This window comes from Acinetobacter vivianii, from assembly GCF_014635885.1.
In the GTDB taxonomy this organism is placed as follows: domain Bacteria; phylum Pseudomonadota; class Gammaproteobacteria; order Pseudomonadales; family Moraxellaceae; genus Acinetobacter; species Acinetobacter vivianii.
In genome coordinates this window covers 97796-114917 of the sequence record NZ_BMDR01000007.1, presented here as the reverse complement: position 1 = coordinate 114917, position 17122 = coordinate 97796, and the positions used below count along the sequence as shown (strand labels likewise).

The window sequence follows — 17122 nt, the reverse complement described above, 5'->3', positions numbered from 1 at the left end:
CCTTCCCCCATACGCAATATAATCAAACTATTGTTAAATAATAAGTAACTTCCGATGAAACTCTCCAATATTTAATTTTTGGTCTATTAAAGGGGGGATCTATTTATAGGTTTTTTCTTTAAACCAGCGCGCAAAATATTAGAGTAATAAATGAATAGACAAATAAAAAGCAGCCGTAGCTGCTTAAGTTTTTAAGATAAAACTAGCAGAACTTCAAAGTACCATAACAGTTCGGCGTAAATTTTTGAGTGGCTAGCTCTAAATTCGTCAACGCCATTTGTGGGCGGGTTGCATTGATTAAATTCACAGTCCCTGTTGGAATCGTATCACCCAAAAGACAATTTAATACTCCAAATGTTCCACAATTAATCGGATGATCTGTCAAATATTGAGATACTTGTGAAAATGCTTCATTGAGCGTGGCTTTAGGAATGTCAACATTCAAGGTAGGTTGAATAAAACCAATATCGATTGGATTACTAAACTCTAACCACCAGCCATTTTGTGAAACAGATTTATTATTACTCCATTGAATATTCTGTGATTGTAACGAAAGTGACGCTGCTGTCCCATTTAAATTTGCTTTATGGAAAAAACCCAAATCTTCACTAATCGCAACATCGACCAGCAAATTCTGGATGGTACCTGTTACCTGTCTATCCAGATTTAACCCGATCGCTTTTGCCACAATATTCCCACTTAGGTCAATATCACGTACCTTTGCAGTAGCAGTTAAATTGGCACTGCTAATTCGCTTTCCAGTAATCGCTTGTTGCTCTAAGGTTAAATCACCTTTTAGAATATTACTCCCCGTTGCTTTATCTCTAAGGTTGAGTGCATAAGAGGTTGTTTCAAAGTTAATTGTAGGTACGCAAAGAGCTGGAAGACTACATACCTTACCTGTAATCGGATTATAGCCATCTGACTGATTTAAGGTTCCTCGCCCTGCTTCCCCAGATACCAAACTGGAGCCAAACCCGTTTACATTGGCAAGACCGGTTGTCGCAGCAATTTCCATATAACCACTGAGTGAGTTGATACCCGTTTTTGTCGGGCCATTTTCTAGACCAAAGGTAATTAAACCCAAAGCCTTCTCTGCGCTTAAATTTAGTCCAACAATTTGGCGAGTTGAAGCTTTATCGGGGTTTTTGATTGCAAACTCAATAAATGGGTTGGTGAGAACTGCAGATGAGCCTGCACGTGCGGCACGATCGGCCGCGCTATCGGTATTGGAAGTTTCAGAATTACCTAAACCACTTAAACTCAGGTAATCAATATCAATATCACAACCGCCTGCCCCATTCACCCCACCACAACCTAACTGAAGCTTTTTAATATTCACGTTCAGTTCCATCTCAGCTTCTAGACCTAACTTATAGAAACCGATTGTTTTATCTCCGCCAGCGCGCTGTGCTTCTTTATTGGCTAAATCAGTAGGTGCGATATAGGACAAGCTCATCAATGCCTGCCCTGTCGTTGCAGACAGTTCACTATCCGTCATGCTTTTCATTGTAGTAGAAGTTGCATATGCCGTACTTAAGCAAGAGCCGCCTAACAAGAGCATTGCCAAATGAAGAGACTTGAACTGTCGCATAACCGACCTCCGTGTTTAAAACATCCATACATGTTTATTTTTATCGCGTATTTATATGATCACTATAGATTCCAAATCTATATTTTTTCTGTGATTCTGTACAAAAAAAAATCAAATTTATTAGATTGTATCTTATTTTTTCTAAAATGCTAGGTTCATTTATCTGAACAATTTAACCGATAAAAAAATTGAATATTTTTAAAGTATTTAGCTGAAAAAAAACTCACCGCAATTGGGTGAGTTTTTTAATATTTAGGTCTTCGGCAATGTCACACCAGTTTGACCTTGGTATTTACCGCCACGATCTTTATATGAAGTTTCACATACTTCATCACTTTCGAAGAACAACATTTGTGCAACACCCTCACCCGCATAAATACGCGCTGGCAAGTTTGTTGTATTAGAGAATTCCAGTGTAACGTGACCTTCCCACTCTGGTTCTAACGGCGTAACGTTTACAATAATTCCGCAACGCGCATACGTTGATTTACCAAGACATACGGTTAACACATTACGTGGAATACGGAAATATTCAATCGTACGCGCTAAAGCGAATGAGTTCGGCGGAATGATACACACATCAGACTCAATATCGATAAAACTTTTATCATCGAAGTTCTTAGGATCGACGATTGCCGAGTGGACATTGGTAAATACCTTGAACTCACGTGCACAACGGACATCATAGCCATAGCTCGATACCCCGTAAGAAATCAACTTTTCACCGTTTTTATCAAAACGAACTTGATTTTCCGCATAAGGTTCAATCATGCCGTGTTTTTCGCTCATTTCACGAATCCAACGATCAGATTTTATAGCCATGACTTTTTATCCAAAGACGAAGTTAATAATTGGCGAGTACTTTAACTTAAAATGGTATTAATGAAAACAACACCTCTAGCCTTAGCGTCAATAGAGGTGTGAATTTTATAAGTTGCTGAGCGCTGAATAGCTAATCGGGATCGCAAAACTGACCAGCACGATACATGCGGTACGTTGTAATTTAGCTTGAGAAAGCCAGTTCACTTTATTGGTTGCCAGCATGGCACCGACAGAGATCCAGAATAAAGCTATCGGAAGAATAAGCCCGACAAATGTGCTCATGTGCGCCATATAAATGTCCTGACTTTTCCATGCAGCAGCGGGAAAAATAGCTGAAGCAAATAATAAAGCCTTAGGATTAAGCAAGGTTGCACAAAGCAATTCTTTAGGGCGAATGGTCGGTTGGTTTAAAACCACGTCCTGATTGGCTGTACGCCACAACTTTATTGCAAGAAAAACGATATAAGCCGCACTCAATAATTTCAGAAATATGGGTAATAAAGGTAAAGTCGCTGACACTTTGCCAATCAGCATTCCCCATGCAGTAATGGCAATAATATAACCGACAGCTTCCGCTGGAATAAGCAATAAAGATTTACGTAATCCGACCTGAATCCCTGAAGATGCAAGTAAGGTATTGGTTGGACCAGGAGTCAGCAGAATGGTTATCACTAAACCAATAAAAAACCATGAAATCATTGAATGACCTCACTAAGAGAGATTTTCAGATTAATCCAATTACACAGCTATAGCAAAAAAATAACTGTAAGGACTTATGACTAAATCCTACATAAGTTTTTATTTTATTTATATTTTTAAAATTACAAGTAGCACTAACTCAACAGTCACGGGGATAATTCTGGATATTTAAGATTCAAATTTTAGAGACCGCTTGATTATTGTCTCAACCACCCTCAAATAAGCAAGGACATTATTTTAAGTTTTTGCTAAGCAATTAATGTTATTTTATATGCAATTCCCTTCTCTTTCTTGTTACCTCTCCATGATTTATGCCTAAGCAATTTTTTCATAAGTGGCTGCCGTCTTCGGAAAAAGTCGCTCGTCTAAAATTTATGAAGATTTTTGGTGAACGCACCTTAAATCCATTGCTTTGGTATGTAAATCGCCGCTCTATTGCAAAAGCCATGTTTATTGGCACCTTCTGGGGCATTTTACCGGTTCCGTTTCATAGCGTGTTTATTATCCTGACCGTGCTACTATTTGAAGTGAACTTGCCGATTGGATTATGCATGGCGTGGTTAACCAATCCCTTTACAGTGGTACCGATTCTTTATTTAGGGTTCTGGTTTGGGAGTAAGATTTATCACGTCAATATGATCAATAAAGATATGTTGCTGGGGGTTTTACATCAAATTCTAAACTGGATCAAAAATTTTGGGCATGGACATATTGATTTTAGCCTTGCCAAAATTCTGGTTTCAGGGCTTATGATTGAAGCCATTTTATTCGCGGTTTTATTTTATGCGGCGACACACTTACTCTGGCGTTGGAGTGTAATTCGAAGCTGGAGAAATCGTGAGAAAGAAAGAAAAGAAGAAACCATCTAAATGGTTTCCTCTTAACAAGAATATTTATTTGGCTGCTGCTTTGGCTTTCATATATTGCTCAGCCACATCAAGTGCGTATTCCTGACATGCTTCACCTGTCGCAGGGTCATAGGCACCATTATTGGTAATGTTATTGGATAAGATACGAATGCCGAGGAATGGTACTTCGAATTGATGTGCAATCTGTGCCACTGAAGCAGCTTCCATTTCTTCTACCGAAGTGCCATAAACGGTATGGAACTGCTTAATGCGATCAAGCTCGTTGTTCCATGTATCTGCTGAACCAATCGTGCCTTCCACCACTTGTCCTTTGGTGTAATTGGGTTTTGCCTTATAAGCAGCAAGCAAAAGTTCTTTGTCCCCTTCAAATTTACGGATTGCAATTGGCTCAGGATCAGACTCATCATCGGGTAATACATCAAAAGCTTCATTCCACTCTAATGCATTTGAACCACCGCCAACTGGCTTATTCGGTGTTTTAAATGTACCGATATTGGTGGTGTATTTGCCTAACACAATATCAAACACATGTAAGTCTGGATCATGACCACCGGCTGTGCCCTGATTAATAATCGCAATCGGTTTGTAATGTTGAATCGCAAGTGCAGTCGCCGCAGCAGAATTACTCATACCCATACGCGTCTTGGAAATTACCACAGGATAACCTTTATAGGTTCCCTTCCAGAACTTCCATTCACCAATCATTTCTACAGTCGCATTATCTAACTGAGCAGCCATTTTTTCCGACTCGACAGGTAATGCACCTTGAATCACGATCGGCTGTAATTTCGCTTGTTCTTGAGGTTGAGTCGAATTTGAATTGCCATCACCATTACACGCACCCAAAAATAAAGCCGTACATACACTGGCAATACCGATAAAATATTTAACTTGCATCATTAACCTGTCTTAAAAAAGAAACCCTATACAAAGCAAGTAACGTACCTACTTTGCTATTAAGGTGAGTTTTGAAATGGTCTAAATAAAAAGTGATTTGCTTTAGAAAGCAAAAACCCAACATGCTGATGTTGGGTTTTTGGTGTAATTAGAAAATACGTTTATCGTCTTTCTGGCGTTTTGGCAGCTTATCCATTTGTTGCAACACCGCTTGTGCGATATTGAGATAGCTTTCAGCAGCCGCATCTTTCGCAACTACGCTTGGCGTTCCCTGATCTGCATGCTCACGAATTTTCGCATCTAAAGGAAGACGTCCAAGTAATGGAATCTGATATTGCTCAGATAATTGATCTCCGCCACCTGTACCAAAAATCTGTTCTTCATGTCCGCAATTCGAGCAAATATGGGTCGACATATTTTCAATCACACCCAATACAGGAATATTCACCTTATTGAATAGCTCAATCCCTTTAGTCGCATCCATTAACGCCACATTTTGTGGGGTGGTTACAATCACCGCACCTGTTACAGGAATACGTTGTGCCAAAGTCAATTGAATATCGCCAGTGCCAGGCGGCATATCGATCACCAGCACATCCAGATCAGGCCATAAAGTCTGGTTGAATAACTGCATCAATGCACCCGTTGCCTTTGGCCCACGCCAAGCGACAGGTGTATTGTGCTCACCAATTAAATGACCAATTGACAATACCGCCATGCCATAGGCATCTAAAGGCACAAAGTGTTCATTTTCAATCTGCGGAGTTCTGCCTGCATTGCCCAGCATCGTTGGAATACTTGGACCATAAATGTCGGCATCCAGCACCCCAACTTTTAACCCAAGCTGCTGTAAAGCCAATGCAAGGTTTACTGTGGTGGTTGATTTACCAACACCACCTTTACCTGATGAAACCAGAATCACATTCTGAATACGAGGATGTGCTGCCACATCGCGCTGTTGCGGTGCAGCTTTTTGAATCGGAGGATTATTTGGATCTGCTTCTGCTTTAGGTGAAGCATCCATCACAGGTGGTAAGTTGTTATTTTCTGCTTTTGGCTTTGATGAGCAGCTATGTCCTGCCTCACCATGCGCTGCATGTTTTTGTTGAATAATATGTAGGTTTAATTCCTGAATACCACATTTTTCCAATGCTTCTGCAAGCTCATCATGAATCTGTTGTAAGTGGTCTTTTTCTTCAGGAAAAGTATTCACCGTAAGTTGCAGAATTCGACCTTGTACATTGACCTGACTAATGCGATCTTTGAGCGCATTTTCTGAATGTGGTAACACATAACTTTGTAGAACTGTTTGAATCTCGTCTTCCTTCACTTCTTGCGCTGGTGAAAAAACAGATTTTAAGGAAGAAAGCCACGACATTTTGTTTACTCCAAAAACAGATCAACATAGCATTGAGTTCGCTTAGTTTAGCAGTATTGAAGAATCCACGCTCCTCTCAAAGCAGATAATTGCTCATTTTTTATAGTAACTTTTCTGCTTTAGATTTCTCTGCCCTACAACGCAGGTTTTTTGGAAGGAAAGGTTGAAATTGATAAGCGTATAACTGGATCATCCATCTTATAGTGAACCATATTGGACAATTTTAAATTTCTTCAAATAAAAAAATCCCCAAACATAGCGTGGATATGTTTGGGGAAGTCTTTCATCCTATTCGCAGATTAAAATCATTAACCTTTGAATTTATTGATGGTATCCGTCGCCGCTTTCTTTAAATCATCCAGCTTGTGACTAGCCTGAGCTTTTAGATCATCAAATTTTGCCGCAGCCTCATCTTTCAATTCAGCGGCTTTGGCTTTGGCATCATCCAGTTTATGACCTGCTTCTTCTTTAAAGTGATCAAATTTGTCTTGAACCGCATGCTGGGTATCTTCAAGCTTGGCTTTAATATCATCCACTTTATTTGAAACGGCTTCTTTACCTTCAGCATTTTGTTCAGAAACATCTTTCTTTAAATCATCCAGCGCTTTCTCGCCTTTTAACTTCAATTCCTCTGCGGAATGCTTTAAGTCATCAACTGCTTTTTCACCTTGTAGCTGAGTTTCTTTTGCTTTGTATTTTAAGTCATCGCCCAATTCAGCAGCTTGGTTTTTTAATTCATCAAGTTTTTCATTTGTCATGGTATTTCCTCACTATAGGTAAAAAAAACATATCGTTTGGAGCAATCTTAGTTATACCGCGTTTAAAACTGTTTTTTGCCAAGTGCTGCAAATTGAAACAAATGGGATACAGGAAGATTCAAATATTTTAACTTTTCAGGAATATGAAATTACAATTGTACAAATGATAACAATAATCAATTACAATTGCATTTAAAAGAATATTCCTTCTAATAAACAAGTAAATATTCTTCTATAACTTAATTTAAACAATATGAAAGGTGAATAAATTGTTACGAGAAAATAAGCAATTCATTTTAAAAAAAACAGTCCTCAGTACTCATTTTTCACTCTTCATGCAGAGCAGCATAATCGTCTCATCCGCATGTGTTAGTCATCATGTTTTCGCCGAAGAGCAATCTAGCGTTAATGTCTTGACCCCAATAAAAGTCACAGCATCAAAGGATACTCAAGGCACTGCTGAACAAGGATATAAAGAGGATACGGTATCTCAAGTAGGTCTTTGGCAAGGTCGTTCCTTACAGCAGCTACCCTATTCCATACAGGTCTTTTCGAATGATTTGCTCAAAAATATTCAAGCAACCTCCAATCCAGATGAAATTTATCGTCTGAATCCAACCAGTCAATTAAGTCGTTCCCAATATGAGAATGATCAACCTGTTACCTATACACGTGGCTTTAGGGTCGCAAATGCCTATCGAGATGGCATGGAAGGAGACCAATATGGACACGGCACGACCACTGAAGATGCAAAAAAAATAGAAGTATTTAATGGATTATCTGGGTTCTTATATGGCCCTGGCAATGTTGGCGGCTTGATTAACTACGTCACCAAACGCTCAACAGATACAAGATTAAATGAAATTAACTTGGCGAATTTGGGAGGTAAAAGCTGGTATACCCATGCTGACTTTGGTGGAAAGTTTGATGACGCTGGAAAATTTGGCTATCGACTCAATCTGGCAAAACAAGGAGGTGATACTGCCATTAAACAACAAGAAATTAAAAAAGACTTTGTAAGCCTTGCGCTGGATTGGCAAGCTTTGGATAGTTTGCTCATTCAAGTTGATGCCATGCAACGAGACTATGATATTAATGGTGGAGCTGCCAACTGGAACTTTGCGAAAGGAATCGACCGACTTTCAGCAGATCGACTCAAAAACAACATTTCTTGGAGCGTTCCTTGGACCAATAATTTTTATCATTCCGAGCGTTATGGTGCTCATCTCAAGTGGACTCCAAATCAGAATATTACGATAAGAAGTTCATACCTAGATAGTTATAGCCGTAGAGGCACGCAATTAACCACCAATACGGTTACATCAGACCATACTTATGATCAAACTGTTTCACGTGTTTATGCTGCGGGTATAGACCGAATGAGTAGTCAACAGTACGATAAGCGCTGGGCCACTTATGTGGATTTTGCTTTTGATACTGGTCAGATCAGCCACAAACTTACCACTGGTTTGCAGATGAGCGACACTCAACAAAAGCGTTATCAAAAAGAAGCAAAGGAAGTGGTATTTAAAGATTTAAACCTCGACTTCCCTGTATCCATGCCGAAGCCTGTGGGACAACAACTTGACCGAGGTGATATTCAAACCCGATCTCATACACAAAGTAAAAGCTGGTTAATTGGCGATGACATTACTCTAAATGATCAATGGTCGTTACTCTTGGGTGCAGCCTATGTCAACATTATCAATAAAATGGGAGCAGGTTATGACGAATCAAAAATATCACCCAACCTCTCTATCTCATATCGTCCACATCCCGCGCTCACTACTTATCTGACGTATATCGAGTCTTTAGAGGCTGGTGGAATAGCAGCTGAAGAGTATCGTGGCGCTCGAGTAAGCAATGCAGGTGATATTTTCGCTCCATTAAAAAGTCAGCAAATTGAATTAGGTACGAAACTCAGTTTAGGTGATCTGTTGCTCACCACAGCCTTATTTAAAATTGATAAAGGTTTACAATATTATGATGTGAGTATGCCGACTGCGCCTAAATTTGTTCAGGATGGCAGACAAGAACATCAAGGTATTGAATTTACAGCAATAGGAAAAGCAACCGATCATTTAAGCATTCTTGGAGGCTTTACTTGGCTAGATCCTGAAATAAAAAAACAGAAACAGAATCCGCTGCTTGAAGGTAAACGCCCACCGTTAGTGGCACAAAAAATGTTTAAACTCTATACAGAATATACAGTTCCGAACTACGAAGCTCTTAGTCTTTCCGCAGGTTTTAACCATACTGCCAAAAGTTATGCCGATGCTGAAAATACAGATAAACTTCCTGCCTACACTCTTTTTAACGTAGGTGCGCGTTATCAGTTTGATTTAAAAGACCATCCTATGACGCTTCGATTAAATATTAATAATCTATTCAATAAACATTACTGGGCCAATGAGTCTATTTTAGGCGATCCTAGAACTCTTATATTCTCTAGCAGCATTAAATTCTAGATAAAATATGATGCCTCTGATTTAGATTTGAGTGTCAGCCTTTAGAATTTCATACAGCACATGCCTGCTTAAAGGGTGATCTACAGCCAAAGCAGGATGCTGAAATTGAGTGACGTATTTCATGTTTAATTTTTGCATGACCTTTTGTGATTTCGCATTGTCCACCGTGGTAAAGGCCACCACTTTGTCCAGTTTTAATTGATCAAAAGCAAATGCAAGCGCGGCTTGAGCAGCTTCGGGTGCATAGCCTTGCCCCCAATAGGCCTGATCGAGCCGCCAACCGATTTCTACACACGGCGAAAATGAAAATTGTGTCGGTTGATCATGCAAGCCCGTAAAGCCAATAAACTGCTGATTGTGCTTTAACTCAACCGCCCAGAAACCCCAGCCTTGCGTGTCGATTATTGATTTCATTCGATCAATCATGGCATCGCTTTCTGCTCGGGTCAGGAGTTTGGGAAAATACTCCATCACTTGTGGATTGCTACCTATTGCGGCAAAGGTTGCATAGTCCTCTGCTCGCCATTGTCTGAGACGTAATCGGGCTGTTTCGATCATTTTTAGAACCAATAAATGTGTATTAAAAAGTATTAACAATATAAGGAGATAGATCGGATATACTGCTGCAAATATCTCAATCATAGACCTTGTCGTAAAAATTGCCTATATGAATGAAAATGAACTTCTAGAAATTCAACAGGAACTTCAGGCCCAAGAAAAACGCTTGAACTATATTCTTTCAAGTAAAAGAAGAATCCAAAACATGATTCTGTCTTTTGAAAAGGATCTGGCTGAACAGTTAATTCCTGTTATTGATCAAATCAGTGATGATAAAGCGCCAGTTGAAAGCAGTTTGGCGCTGACGATCTGCTGGAAATTTTCTAAAGCCGAGTTTCCTAAAACTGAACATTGGTGCAGCGAACTCAGCATTACTGACCTTGAAATCAAAGATCAATTTACTGTGGCATTAAAAGCACAGGCATGGTTAGGTATTTTGGGTAGTGATGAACTTTGGCAAACGCCGATGTGTGCTGAGATTACGCTTGATCCGAAAACGGACGGCTTAAAGAGCTATTACATCCATTTCCTATCTAAAGGAAAAGTCATTTCGTTAAGAAAGAACTCTAAACACAGTGTAACAGTCAAGCAAATGCAAAGTATGTAATCCTTCGGGATACATACTTTTTCTCTAAATCCCATGAATGAAAATTCATAGATAAAACCAACTAAAATAGAATATGAATAAAGAAGAGTTTTTAGAACTTAACCAACAAAAACAAGAGGATGAAAAATATATCAAATGGTCAAAATATGTTTATGCTAGTAAAAGAAGAATTCAACGTAGAGTCTTGAGCTTAGAACGAGATATTGCCCAAAATATTAATCAATTCAAAACATACAAACAAAAAGATGAATGTTTAGAAAGCAGTATCGCTTTTTTAAGTTGCTGGAAGTTTTCTAAATTAGATTTTGGTAAAAATACATTCTGGTGTGATGCGGTCTATTTCGATCAATTTACTATGAAAGACGATCGTACATTTAGATTTAGTGGCCATGCTTGGATCGGCTTTACTGAGAATACAGAAAACCAATGGCAAGTACCCTGTTCAGGTGTTTTCATCATGAATGCTCATCTCAGTAAACTCAAAAGTTATAAGCTTTGTTTCTATCATGAAGACCAAATTATCAGCTTAATTAAAATGATTTAAATGCAAATAGAGAAAGCTTGACCAACCCAAGCATTAAGCGGCTGAAAAGATTTCACTGAATCCCTTGTGCAAGTCGGGGTCAAGTCATGTAAAATCATCTGCCTTGCAAATACGAATGAGAGAACAATATCCGTGCGTAAAATTTTAGTCACCAATGCCCTACCTTATGCCAATGGTCCTATCCATATGGGTCACTTACTCGGTTATATCCAAGCAGATATTTGGGTTCGTGCAATGCGTGCAATGGGCCATGATGTGACTTATGTATGTGCGGATGATGCTCATGGTACAGCGATCATGCTACGTGCTGAAGCCAATGGCATCAGCCCAGAACAGCAAATTGCCAATGTTCAGAAAGAACATATCCGTGACTTTGATGGTTTTGGCGTGCATTTCGATCACTATGATTCAACCAACAGTGATGAGAACAAAGCACGTTCAGAAGAAATCTATATCAAAAACCGTGAAGCAGGCAATATTGCAATTCGCCCTGTTACCCAGTTATTTGATCCTGAAAAAGGTATGTTCCTGTCTGACCGCTTTATTAAAGGCACATGCCCGAAATGTAAGGCTGAAGATCAATACGGCGATGCCTGCGAAGTATGCGGTACAACGTATAACGCCACCGAATTAGAAAACCCACGTTCAACACTAAGTGGTGCGACCCCTGTTGAGAAATCATCAGATCATTATTTCTTTAAACTTCCAAACTTCTCAGAATACTTACAGAAGTGGACGCGTGATCAAGGTCGTCTGCCAGTTTCGATTGCAAATAAACTAGATGAATGGTTTGAAGCAGGTTTATCGGATTGGGATATTTCGCGTGATGCGCCTTATTTCGGTTTTGAAATTCCAGATGCGCCTAACAAATATTTCTATGTTTGGGTCGATGCACCTATTGGCTATATGTCAAGTTTTGAAAACTACATCAAAACCAAACGTCCAGATTTAAGTTTTAATGATTTCTGGAAAAAAGACAGCGATAAAGAAGTTTATCACTTCATCGGTAAAGACATTGTTTACTTCCACGCTCTGTTCTGGCCTGCAATGCTTGAAGGTGCGAACTACCGTACCCCATCAGGTTTATTCGTAAATGGTTTCTTAACCGTGAATGGTCAAAAGATGTCGAAGTCTCGCGGTACCTTCATCAAAGCTGAAACCTATTTACAGCACTTAAATCCTGAATATTTACGTTACTACTTTGCATCTAAACTTTCAGACAAAGTCGAAGATTCAGATTTGAACCTAGATGACTTCGTTCAGAAAGTGAATTCTGACCTTGTCGGTAAAGTGGTGAATATTGCCAGCCGTTGTGCAAAATTCATTAACACCAACTTCAATAATACCTTGTCGAACACATGTGCAGAGTCTGAACTGGTTCAAAGCTTTATTGATGCAGGCGATTCAATTGCGCAAGCCTATGAAGCACGTGAATTCTCAGCTGCAATCCGTGAAATCATGGCGTTGGCTGACCGTGCGAATCAGTACATTGATGAGAAAAAACCGTGGGCTCTTGCCAAGCAAGAAGGTCAAGAGCAACAAGTTCATGATGTGTGTTCGGTGGGTATTAACCTATTCCGTCAACTTGCGATTTACTTGGCGCCAGTCTTACCAACGCTTGCGGCACAAGTTCAAGCCTTCTTACAACTTGAAAGCTTTGACTTTGCATCACGTCAGCAAATTTTAGTTGGACATGAAATTGCGCAATTCCAGCCTTTAATGCAACGTGTTGATGCCAAAGCTGTTGCTGCAATGGTAGATGCATCTAAAGATTCTTTAGCTGCGGCGGCAGAAACGCCAAAAGCAGAGAAGAAAAAAGAAAAGAAAGCCGAGAAAAAGCCTGAGCCGAAAGTAGGTGAAGCTGAAATTATCGGTATTGAAGATTTCATGAAAATTGATCTTCGTGTAGCAAAAGTATTGGAAGCCGCAACTGTTGAAGGTTCTGATAAATTGCTGCAATTGACTTTGGATGTGGGTGAAGTTGAACCGCGTAATGTGTTTAGTGGTATTCGTGAGTTCTATCAACCAGAAGATCTAAAAGACAAATTAGTGGTGATGGTGGCTAACCTTGCACCACGTAAAATGCGTTTTGGTATTTCTAACGGTATGGTACTTGCTGCAGGTAATGGCGAAGGTGTTTGGTTAATTTCTCCTGAATCAGGCGCTAAACCAGGTGATAAAGTGTCTTAAGGTTTTAAATTTAAGATGACGAAAAGCCTCTACTGATGTAGGGGCTTTTAAATTAGAAGGTACTGATCATTTAACAGGCTCACTAATTTATTTCTTTCTAGATTCAAAATAATCAAGAAGAACTTGCTCTAAATTAGAGAGATTTGATAGACGAATATCTTCCATAGCCTCATGTGTTGATTGTTGATTGTTGATTGTTGATTGTTGATTGTTGATTGTTGATTTAAATTTAGATCATTTAAGCTGGGATTGAAAACATTTGCTTTCATCATTTCATATTCAGCGGTTAGTATTTTTTCATCTAGCCAATTAAGATTTAGGTTTAGCCATTGAATTAACTCTATAAAATCATCAGCAGAATCATTTCCAACCTTTTCTATTAGATTAGTTTTTAAATTAATAGGATATAAATTTTTTTTTGCTTTAATTAAAATCCTAAATACTGTAGACAATAACCATGAACCAGAGAAATGCGTTGGATTATAAATCTCTTCTCTGAGACCATAATCCTTACGAATTTGTTTTTTATGTGAAAAATATCTTTTTTCTAGTAATCTTGCCCTTCGAAGATAAGTCTCCAAAATTTCACTTTGTATATAATTTTTAGTATTAGAAATTAATTCTTCAAATGTATAGAGTTGGATATTTGTATTTTCAGCTGCTTCAATCGTACCAGATTGAAAACCAACTTGAGATATTATAAAACCCTTATCTGCACCTATATCATCTACAATAGTACGTAGAGCTAAAACTTTCTCTTTTGGAATCTTAGTATTCCAATATTTTGCTTCGATTACCCATTTAATATTTGTTCCTAGATATTTAGAAGTAGCATATATATCAATATCATGTTCAGTTCGAACTCCTTTGACTGTTTTATTAGTTACAGCTTGCACTCCCAAACTTCTGAAATGCTCTGCAATTTTTTCTTGAAAATTAAACCATTCTTTTGTCATCATTTTGAGTTTATTAATAAAAATTCTTTTTATTAATTTACATATTCTATGAAAAACTTTCTACCTAAAAGTCTATTGTATGCTAAAAAGTAGACAATTCAACTAAACTTGAGAATATTTATAAATGAAAAAAACAGCCCTCCTCCTTTCTATCTCATTATTGAGCAGCTTCCCTTTACTTACTTACGCAGAAACAAGCAAGACCCTGCCAATCATTGAGCAACAAAAACAGATTGATGGCTTCTATCAATATCAATCTGGTGATGTACAAATCACTGCCTTGCTTGATGGCACCAACTTTATGTCACCCAGCTTGTTTAAAGATATTTCACCGCAACAAGTCCAACATATCCTGAAAAAGTATTACGCTGATCAAGACAAAGGGGTGCAAACATCCATCAATGCTTTCCTCGTCAATACAGGAAAATCGCTGGTACTCGTCGATAGCGGTGCAGCCAGTTGTTTTGGTCCACATTTAGGTTCAATCCTAAAAAATCTGGTTGCTTCGGGCTACAAACCTGAACAAGTCGATACTATTTTACTCACCCATTTACATCCCGATCATGTGTGTGGCATCAGCAAAGATGGCGTTGCCAATTTCCCCAATGCAACCGTGTATGTCTCTAGTGATGAAGCCAATTATTGGCTAGATCCAAAACAGGCAGCCAAGCTGCCAAAAGACAAACAAGCGGGTTATGAAGGAACAGTGAAGCAAATTAAACAAGCCATCGCCCCTTACCAAGCCAAGCAACGCTTTAAAACTTATAAACTCGGTGATGTAATTCAGGGCTTTAAAGTCATTAACACGGCGGGACATACGCCCGGTCACTTTAGCTATGAATTAAAAAGCAAAGGCGAAAGCGTGGTCTTTATTGGGGATATTGTGCATTCACATACCGTGCAATTTGATCAACCCAAAACTGCGATTGAATATGACATTGATCCTAAGAAAGCAGTGGCAACGCGTTTAAAACAGTTTGCTGATTTCGCGAAAAATGGACAAACCATTGCTGCACCACATTTACCATTCCCGGGGATTGGACATATTTATTCAGCAGATGGTAAGAGCTATCAATGGATTCCGATACATTTTAAAGATTAAGCTGAATAAGCGAATTTTAGGTAATAAAAAAGCGACCTTCTTGGTCGCTTTTTCTGCTCTATTATTTCATACCAAAAATCAGCTTTAATCCCAACAGTGTCATCACACCACCTGCGATACGATCAAACAGTGATTTGGATTTTAAATAAACTTTGCGTGGCCCTTCTGCTGACAATACAACAGCCACCAGCGAATACCAACCTGCGTCAATAAAGAAGCACAGCATTGGCAACACCACATAGTAATAACTTGGGATTTCTTTCGGTAATAATGCAGTAAAAATACTGGCAAGAATAATGGCAATTTTCGGGTTACTGAGCTGGGTAATTAATCCCAAACGAAAAGCCTGTGCATAACTCATGCGCTTCACAGTACCATTCACCGTTTCCATTGGCTCTTTGGCATGTTTGATAATTTTATACGCCAGCCAAAGTAAGTATAGACCACCAAATACTTTTAAAGCGATATAAGCAGAAGGCACGGCTAATAGAATTGCCTGTAACCCCATAACCGCAAGCAAACCAAACAACGCTGCGCCCGTGCCTGTTCCTAAAGCGGTAAATAAACCATGTTTACGTGAAATCGCAATTGAGTTCTTCGCTACATATATAAATGTAGGGCCTGGGCTAATCGCACCCAACATTAAGGCCAACGCAATTGAGCCTAAAATCAATAACGATTCCAAGATAACCTCTAGATTAGAATAATTTTCAAGCAATGATTTTACTTAAAAACAGGATGCAGGTGATAGATAAATTTTGATTTGCTGCCTCATTTTATCGCTTTAACTCAATATTTTTGAGTCGATTCCTTTCATTAAAAACCTAAGCCCGACTCAAAACAAGATACATCACTTCACTACGAAACGAACCATCTGCCTGAATCTGATAATATTGACGTGTCTGATCAGAAGCTTTGTGCTGCAAATCCCGTATGGTCTGAACCGCATATTCTGGTGTTTTCATCCGTTCAGTCCAACTCTGAAATTCTAAATCTAAATGTTGTTTTTCAACAATTTCTAGCGTAAATCCTGCATATTCAGCAAAACGTGCCCATTCTCCTAAACTATAATTACGCACATGACTTGGATCACGAATTGTTTCAATGGTCTGAAAAAAGGTATCCATCACAGGATTCGAATTTCCTAAAATATCAACAATAATCACTTTGCCCTGTTGCGCTACGACACGATACATCTCACTCATGGCTTGTGCGACATTGTGCCAATGGTGGGCTGAATAGCGGGTAATAACACAATCAAAACTTTGGTCTGCAAAAGGCAATGTCTCGGCTGCACCCTGCTGAGTCATGATATTATCGAAACCTTGTTGTTGGGCCTGTTCAGCAACCAGCTCCACCATCGACGGCGTTAAGTCGTAGGCAGTCACCTGATCTACAAACGGTGCAACTTGATAGCTGACATGTCCGCCGCCACAGCCCAAATCCAGCACTGTTTTAAATTGATGTGACTGGATCAACTGCTGCATTTTCTGAAATTCAATCCCCTGCGCATGCACAGTACTGCTTAAATAGGCCTGAGATTTATCTTGGTATTGCTGTTGATTGACTTGATGCTGGGTGATCATGTTTTTATCCTTGCTGTGCCTGTCTCTATTTAAAATAGCCAAGCACAACAAAAAATAAAAATGATCAATTTTAATTTAATCAATAAAAATAAGT

Annotated in this window: 16 protein-coding genes; 6 read left to right on the top strand and 10 right to left on the bottom strand. The window is 39.0% G+C overall.

Annotated features, from left to right (window positions below; all coding sequences use genetic code 11):
- Nucleotides 1-202: 202 nt before the first annotated feature.
- The 3 genes from IEV36_RS14530 to IEV36_RS14520 form a co-directional block, all read right to left on the bottom strand.
- Complete coding sequence (locus IEV36_RS14530; protein WP_005256214.1) at nucleotides 203-1594, bottom strand: hypothetical protein; 1392 nt, start codon at nucleotides 1592-1594, stop codon at nucleotides 203-205.
- Nucleotides 1595-1846: 252 nt separating this feature from the next.
- Nucleotides 1847-2416 carry a dCTP deaminase gene (dcd, locus tag IEV36_RS14525; protein ID WP_002120290.1) on the bottom strand — a complete coding sequence of 190 codons (570 nt, stop codon included), beginning with the start codon at nucleotides 2414-2416 and terminating at the stop codon, nucleotides 1847-1849.
- A gap of 105 nt (nucleotides 2417-2521) precedes the next feature.
- Nucleotides 2522-3115: a LysE family translocator gene (locus IEV36_RS14520; RefSeq protein ID WP_005256212.1), complete on the bottom strand. Its 594-nt coding sequence runs from the start codon at nucleotides 3113-3115 to the stop codon at nucleotides 2522-2524.
- A 311-nt stretch (nucleotides 3116-3426) separates the two neighbouring features.
- Between IEV36_RS14520 and IEV36_RS14515 the strand changes: the two genes are divergently transcribed.
- A complete protein-coding gene (locus tag IEV36_RS14515; RefSeq protein ID WP_005256211.1) occupies nucleotides 3427-3984 on the top strand; it encodes a DUF2062 domain-containing protein in 558 nt (185 codons plus the stop codon).
- Between the two features lie 24 nt (nucleotides 3985-4008).
- Here the strand turns inward: IEV36_RS14515 and IEV36_RS14510 are convergent, their stop codons facing one another.
- From IEV36_RS14510 to IEV36_RS14500, 3 genes are all read right to left on the bottom strand, one after another.
- On the bottom strand, nucleotides 4009-4884 hold the full coding sequence (locus IEV36_RS14510; RefSeq protein ID WP_171067978.1) for a 5'-methylthioadenosine/S-adenosylhomocysteine nucleosidase: 876 nt from the start codon (nucleotides 4882-4884) through the stop codon (nucleotides 4009-4011).
- 145 nt (nucleotides 4885-5029) lie between these two features.
- A complete protein-coding gene (gene apbC / locus IEV36_RS14505) occupies nucleotides 5030-6259 on the bottom strand; it encodes an iron-sulfur cluster carrier protein ApbC (protein ID WP_005256209.1) in 1230 nt (409 codons plus the stop codon).
- Nucleotides 6260-6567: 308 nt separating this feature from the next.
- Complete coding sequence (locus IEV36_RS14500) at nucleotides 6568-7017, bottom strand: hypothetical protein (protein ID WP_004770808.1); 450 nt, start codon at nucleotides 7015-7017, stop codon at nucleotides 6568-6570.
- Nucleotides 7018-7430: 413 nt separating this feature from the next.
- Here IEV36_RS14500 and IEV36_RS14495 point away from each other — a divergent pair, with 413 nt between their 5' ends.
- Complete coding sequence (locus IEV36_RS14495) at nucleotides 7431-9485, top strand: TonB-dependent siderophore receptor (RefSeq protein ID WP_227591695.1); 2055 nt, start codon at nucleotides 7431-7433, stop codon at nucleotides 9483-9485.
- 21 nt (nucleotides 9486-9506) lie between these two features.
- Here the strand turns inward: IEV36_RS14495 and IEV36_RS14490 are convergent, their stop codons facing one another.
- Nucleotides 9507-10043 (bottom strand): GNAT family N-acetyltransferase, encoded by a 537-nt coding sequence (locus tag IEV36_RS14490; RefSeq protein WP_032863843.1) that lies wholly within the window; start codon nucleotides 10041-10043, stop codon nucleotides 9507-9509.
- 109 nt (nucleotides 10044-10152) lie between these two features.
- Between IEV36_RS14490 and IEV36_RS14485 the strand changes: the two genes are divergently transcribed.
- The 3 genes from IEV36_RS14485 to metG all read left to right on the top strand — a co-directional run bounded on the left by IEV36_RS14485 (nucleotide 10153) and on the right by metG (nucleotide 13384).
- Nucleotides 10153-10650, top strand: a complete 498-nt coding sequence (locus tag IEV36_RS14485; RefSeq protein WP_005256205.1) for a hypothetical protein — start codon at nucleotides 10153-10155, stop codon at nucleotides 10648-10650.
- Between the two features lie 73 nt (nucleotides 10651-10723).
- Nucleotides 10724-11194: a hypothetical protein gene (locus IEV36_RS14480; RefSeq protein WP_005256203.1), complete on the top strand. Its 471-nt coding sequence runs from the start codon at nucleotides 10724-10726 to the stop codon at nucleotides 11192-11194.
- Between the two features lie 132 nt (nucleotides 11195-11326).
- Nucleotides 11327-13384 carry a methionine--tRNA ligase gene (gene metG / locus IEV36_RS14475; protein ID WP_005256201.1) on the top strand — a complete coding sequence of 686 codons (2058 nt, stop codon included), beginning with the start codon at nucleotides 11327-11329 and terminating at the stop codon, nucleotides 13382-13384.
- 128 nt (nucleotides 13385-13512) lie between these two features.
- Here metG and IEV36_RS14470 read toward each other — a convergent pair whose 3' ends face one another.
- Nucleotides 13513-14343 carry a restriction endonuclease gene (locus IEV36_RS14470; RefSeq protein WP_005256199.1) on the bottom strand — a complete coding sequence of 277 codons (831 nt, stop codon included), beginning with the start codon at nucleotides 14341-14343 and terminating at the stop codon, nucleotides 13513-13515.
- 121 nt (nucleotides 14344-14464) lie between these two features.
- Here IEV36_RS14470 and IEV36_RS14465 point away from each other — a divergent pair, with 121 nt between their 5' ends.
- Nucleotides 14465-15442 (top strand): MBL fold metallo-hydrolase, encoded by a 978-nt coding sequence (locus IEV36_RS14465; RefSeq protein WP_005256197.1) that lies wholly within the window; start codon nucleotides 14465-14467, stop codon nucleotides 15440-15442.
- A gap of 61 nt (nucleotides 15443-15503) precedes the next feature.
- On the opposite strand, the gene IEV36_RS14460 is transcribed toward IEV36_RS14465, so the two are convergent.
- Together IEV36_RS14460 and IEV36_RS14455 are read right to left on the bottom strand one after the other, a co-directional pair.
- Complete coding sequence (locus IEV36_RS14460; protein WP_005256195.1) at nucleotides 15504-16127, bottom strand: LysE family translocator; 624 nt, start codon at nucleotides 16125-16127, stop codon at nucleotides 15504-15506.
- Between the two features lie 139 nt (nucleotides 16128-16266).
- Nucleotides 16267-17028, bottom strand: a complete 762-nt coding sequence (locus IEV36_RS14455) for a class I SAM-dependent methyltransferase (RefSeq protein WP_005256193.1) — start codon at nucleotides 17026-17028, stop codon at nucleotides 16267-16269.
- Nucleotides 17029-17122 lie beyond the last annotated feature (94 nt).

Bases quoted from the DNA above. Each gene is read 5' to 3' on its own strand.
- IEV36_RS14480 (WP_005256203.1), top strand. From the start codon at position 10,724: ATGAATAAAGAAGAGTTTTTAGAACTTAACCAACAAAAACAAGAGGAT.
- apbC (WP_005256209.1), bottom strand. From the start codon at position 6,259: ATGTCGTGGCTTTCTTCCTTAAAATCTGTTTTTTCACCAGCGCAAGAA.
- IEV36_RS14510 (WP_171067978.1), bottom strand. From the start codon at position 4,884: ATGATGCAAGTTAAATATTTTATCGGTATTGCCAGTGTATGTACGGCT.
- IEV36_RS14500 (WP_004770808.1), bottom strand. From the start codon at position 7,017: ATGACAAATGAAAAACTTGATGAATTAAAAAACCAAGCTGCTGAATTG.
- IEV36_RS14455 (WP_005256193.1), bottom strand. From the start codon at position 17,028: ATGATCACCCAGCATCAAGTCAATCAACAGCAATACCAAGATAAATCT.
- IEV36_RS14520 (WP_005256212.1), bottom strand. From the start codon at position 3,115: ATGATTTCATGGTTTTTTATTGGTTTAGTGATAACCATTCTGCTGACT.
- IEV36_RS14470 (WP_005256199.1), bottom strand. From the start codon at position 14,343: ATGATGACAAAAGAATGGTTTAATTTTCAAGAAAAAATTGCAGAGCAT.
- dcd (WP_002120290.1), bottom strand. From the start codon at position 2,416: ATGGCTATAAAATCTGATCGTTGGATTCGTGAAATGAGCGAAAAACAC.
- IEV36_RS14530 (WP_005256214.1), bottom strand. From the start codon at position 1,594: ATGCGACAGTTCAAGTCTCTTCATTTGGCAATGCTCTTGTTAGGCGGC.
- IEV36_RS14515 (WP_005256211.1), top strand. From the start codon at position 3,427: ATGCCTAAGCAATTTTTTCATAAGTGGCTGCCGTCTTCGGAAAAAGTC.
- IEV36_RS14465 (WP_005256197.1), top strand. From the start codon at position 14,465: ATGAAAAAAACAGCCCTCCTCCTTTCTATCTCATTATTGAGCAGCTTC.
- IEV36_RS14485 (WP_005256205.1), top strand. From the start codon at position 10,153: ATGAATGAAAATGAACTTCTAGAAATTCAACAGGAACTTCAGGCCCAA.
- IEV36_RS14490 (WP_032863843.1), bottom strand. From the start codon at position 10,043: ATGATCGAAACAGCCCGATTACGTCTCAGACAATGGCGAGCAGAGGAC.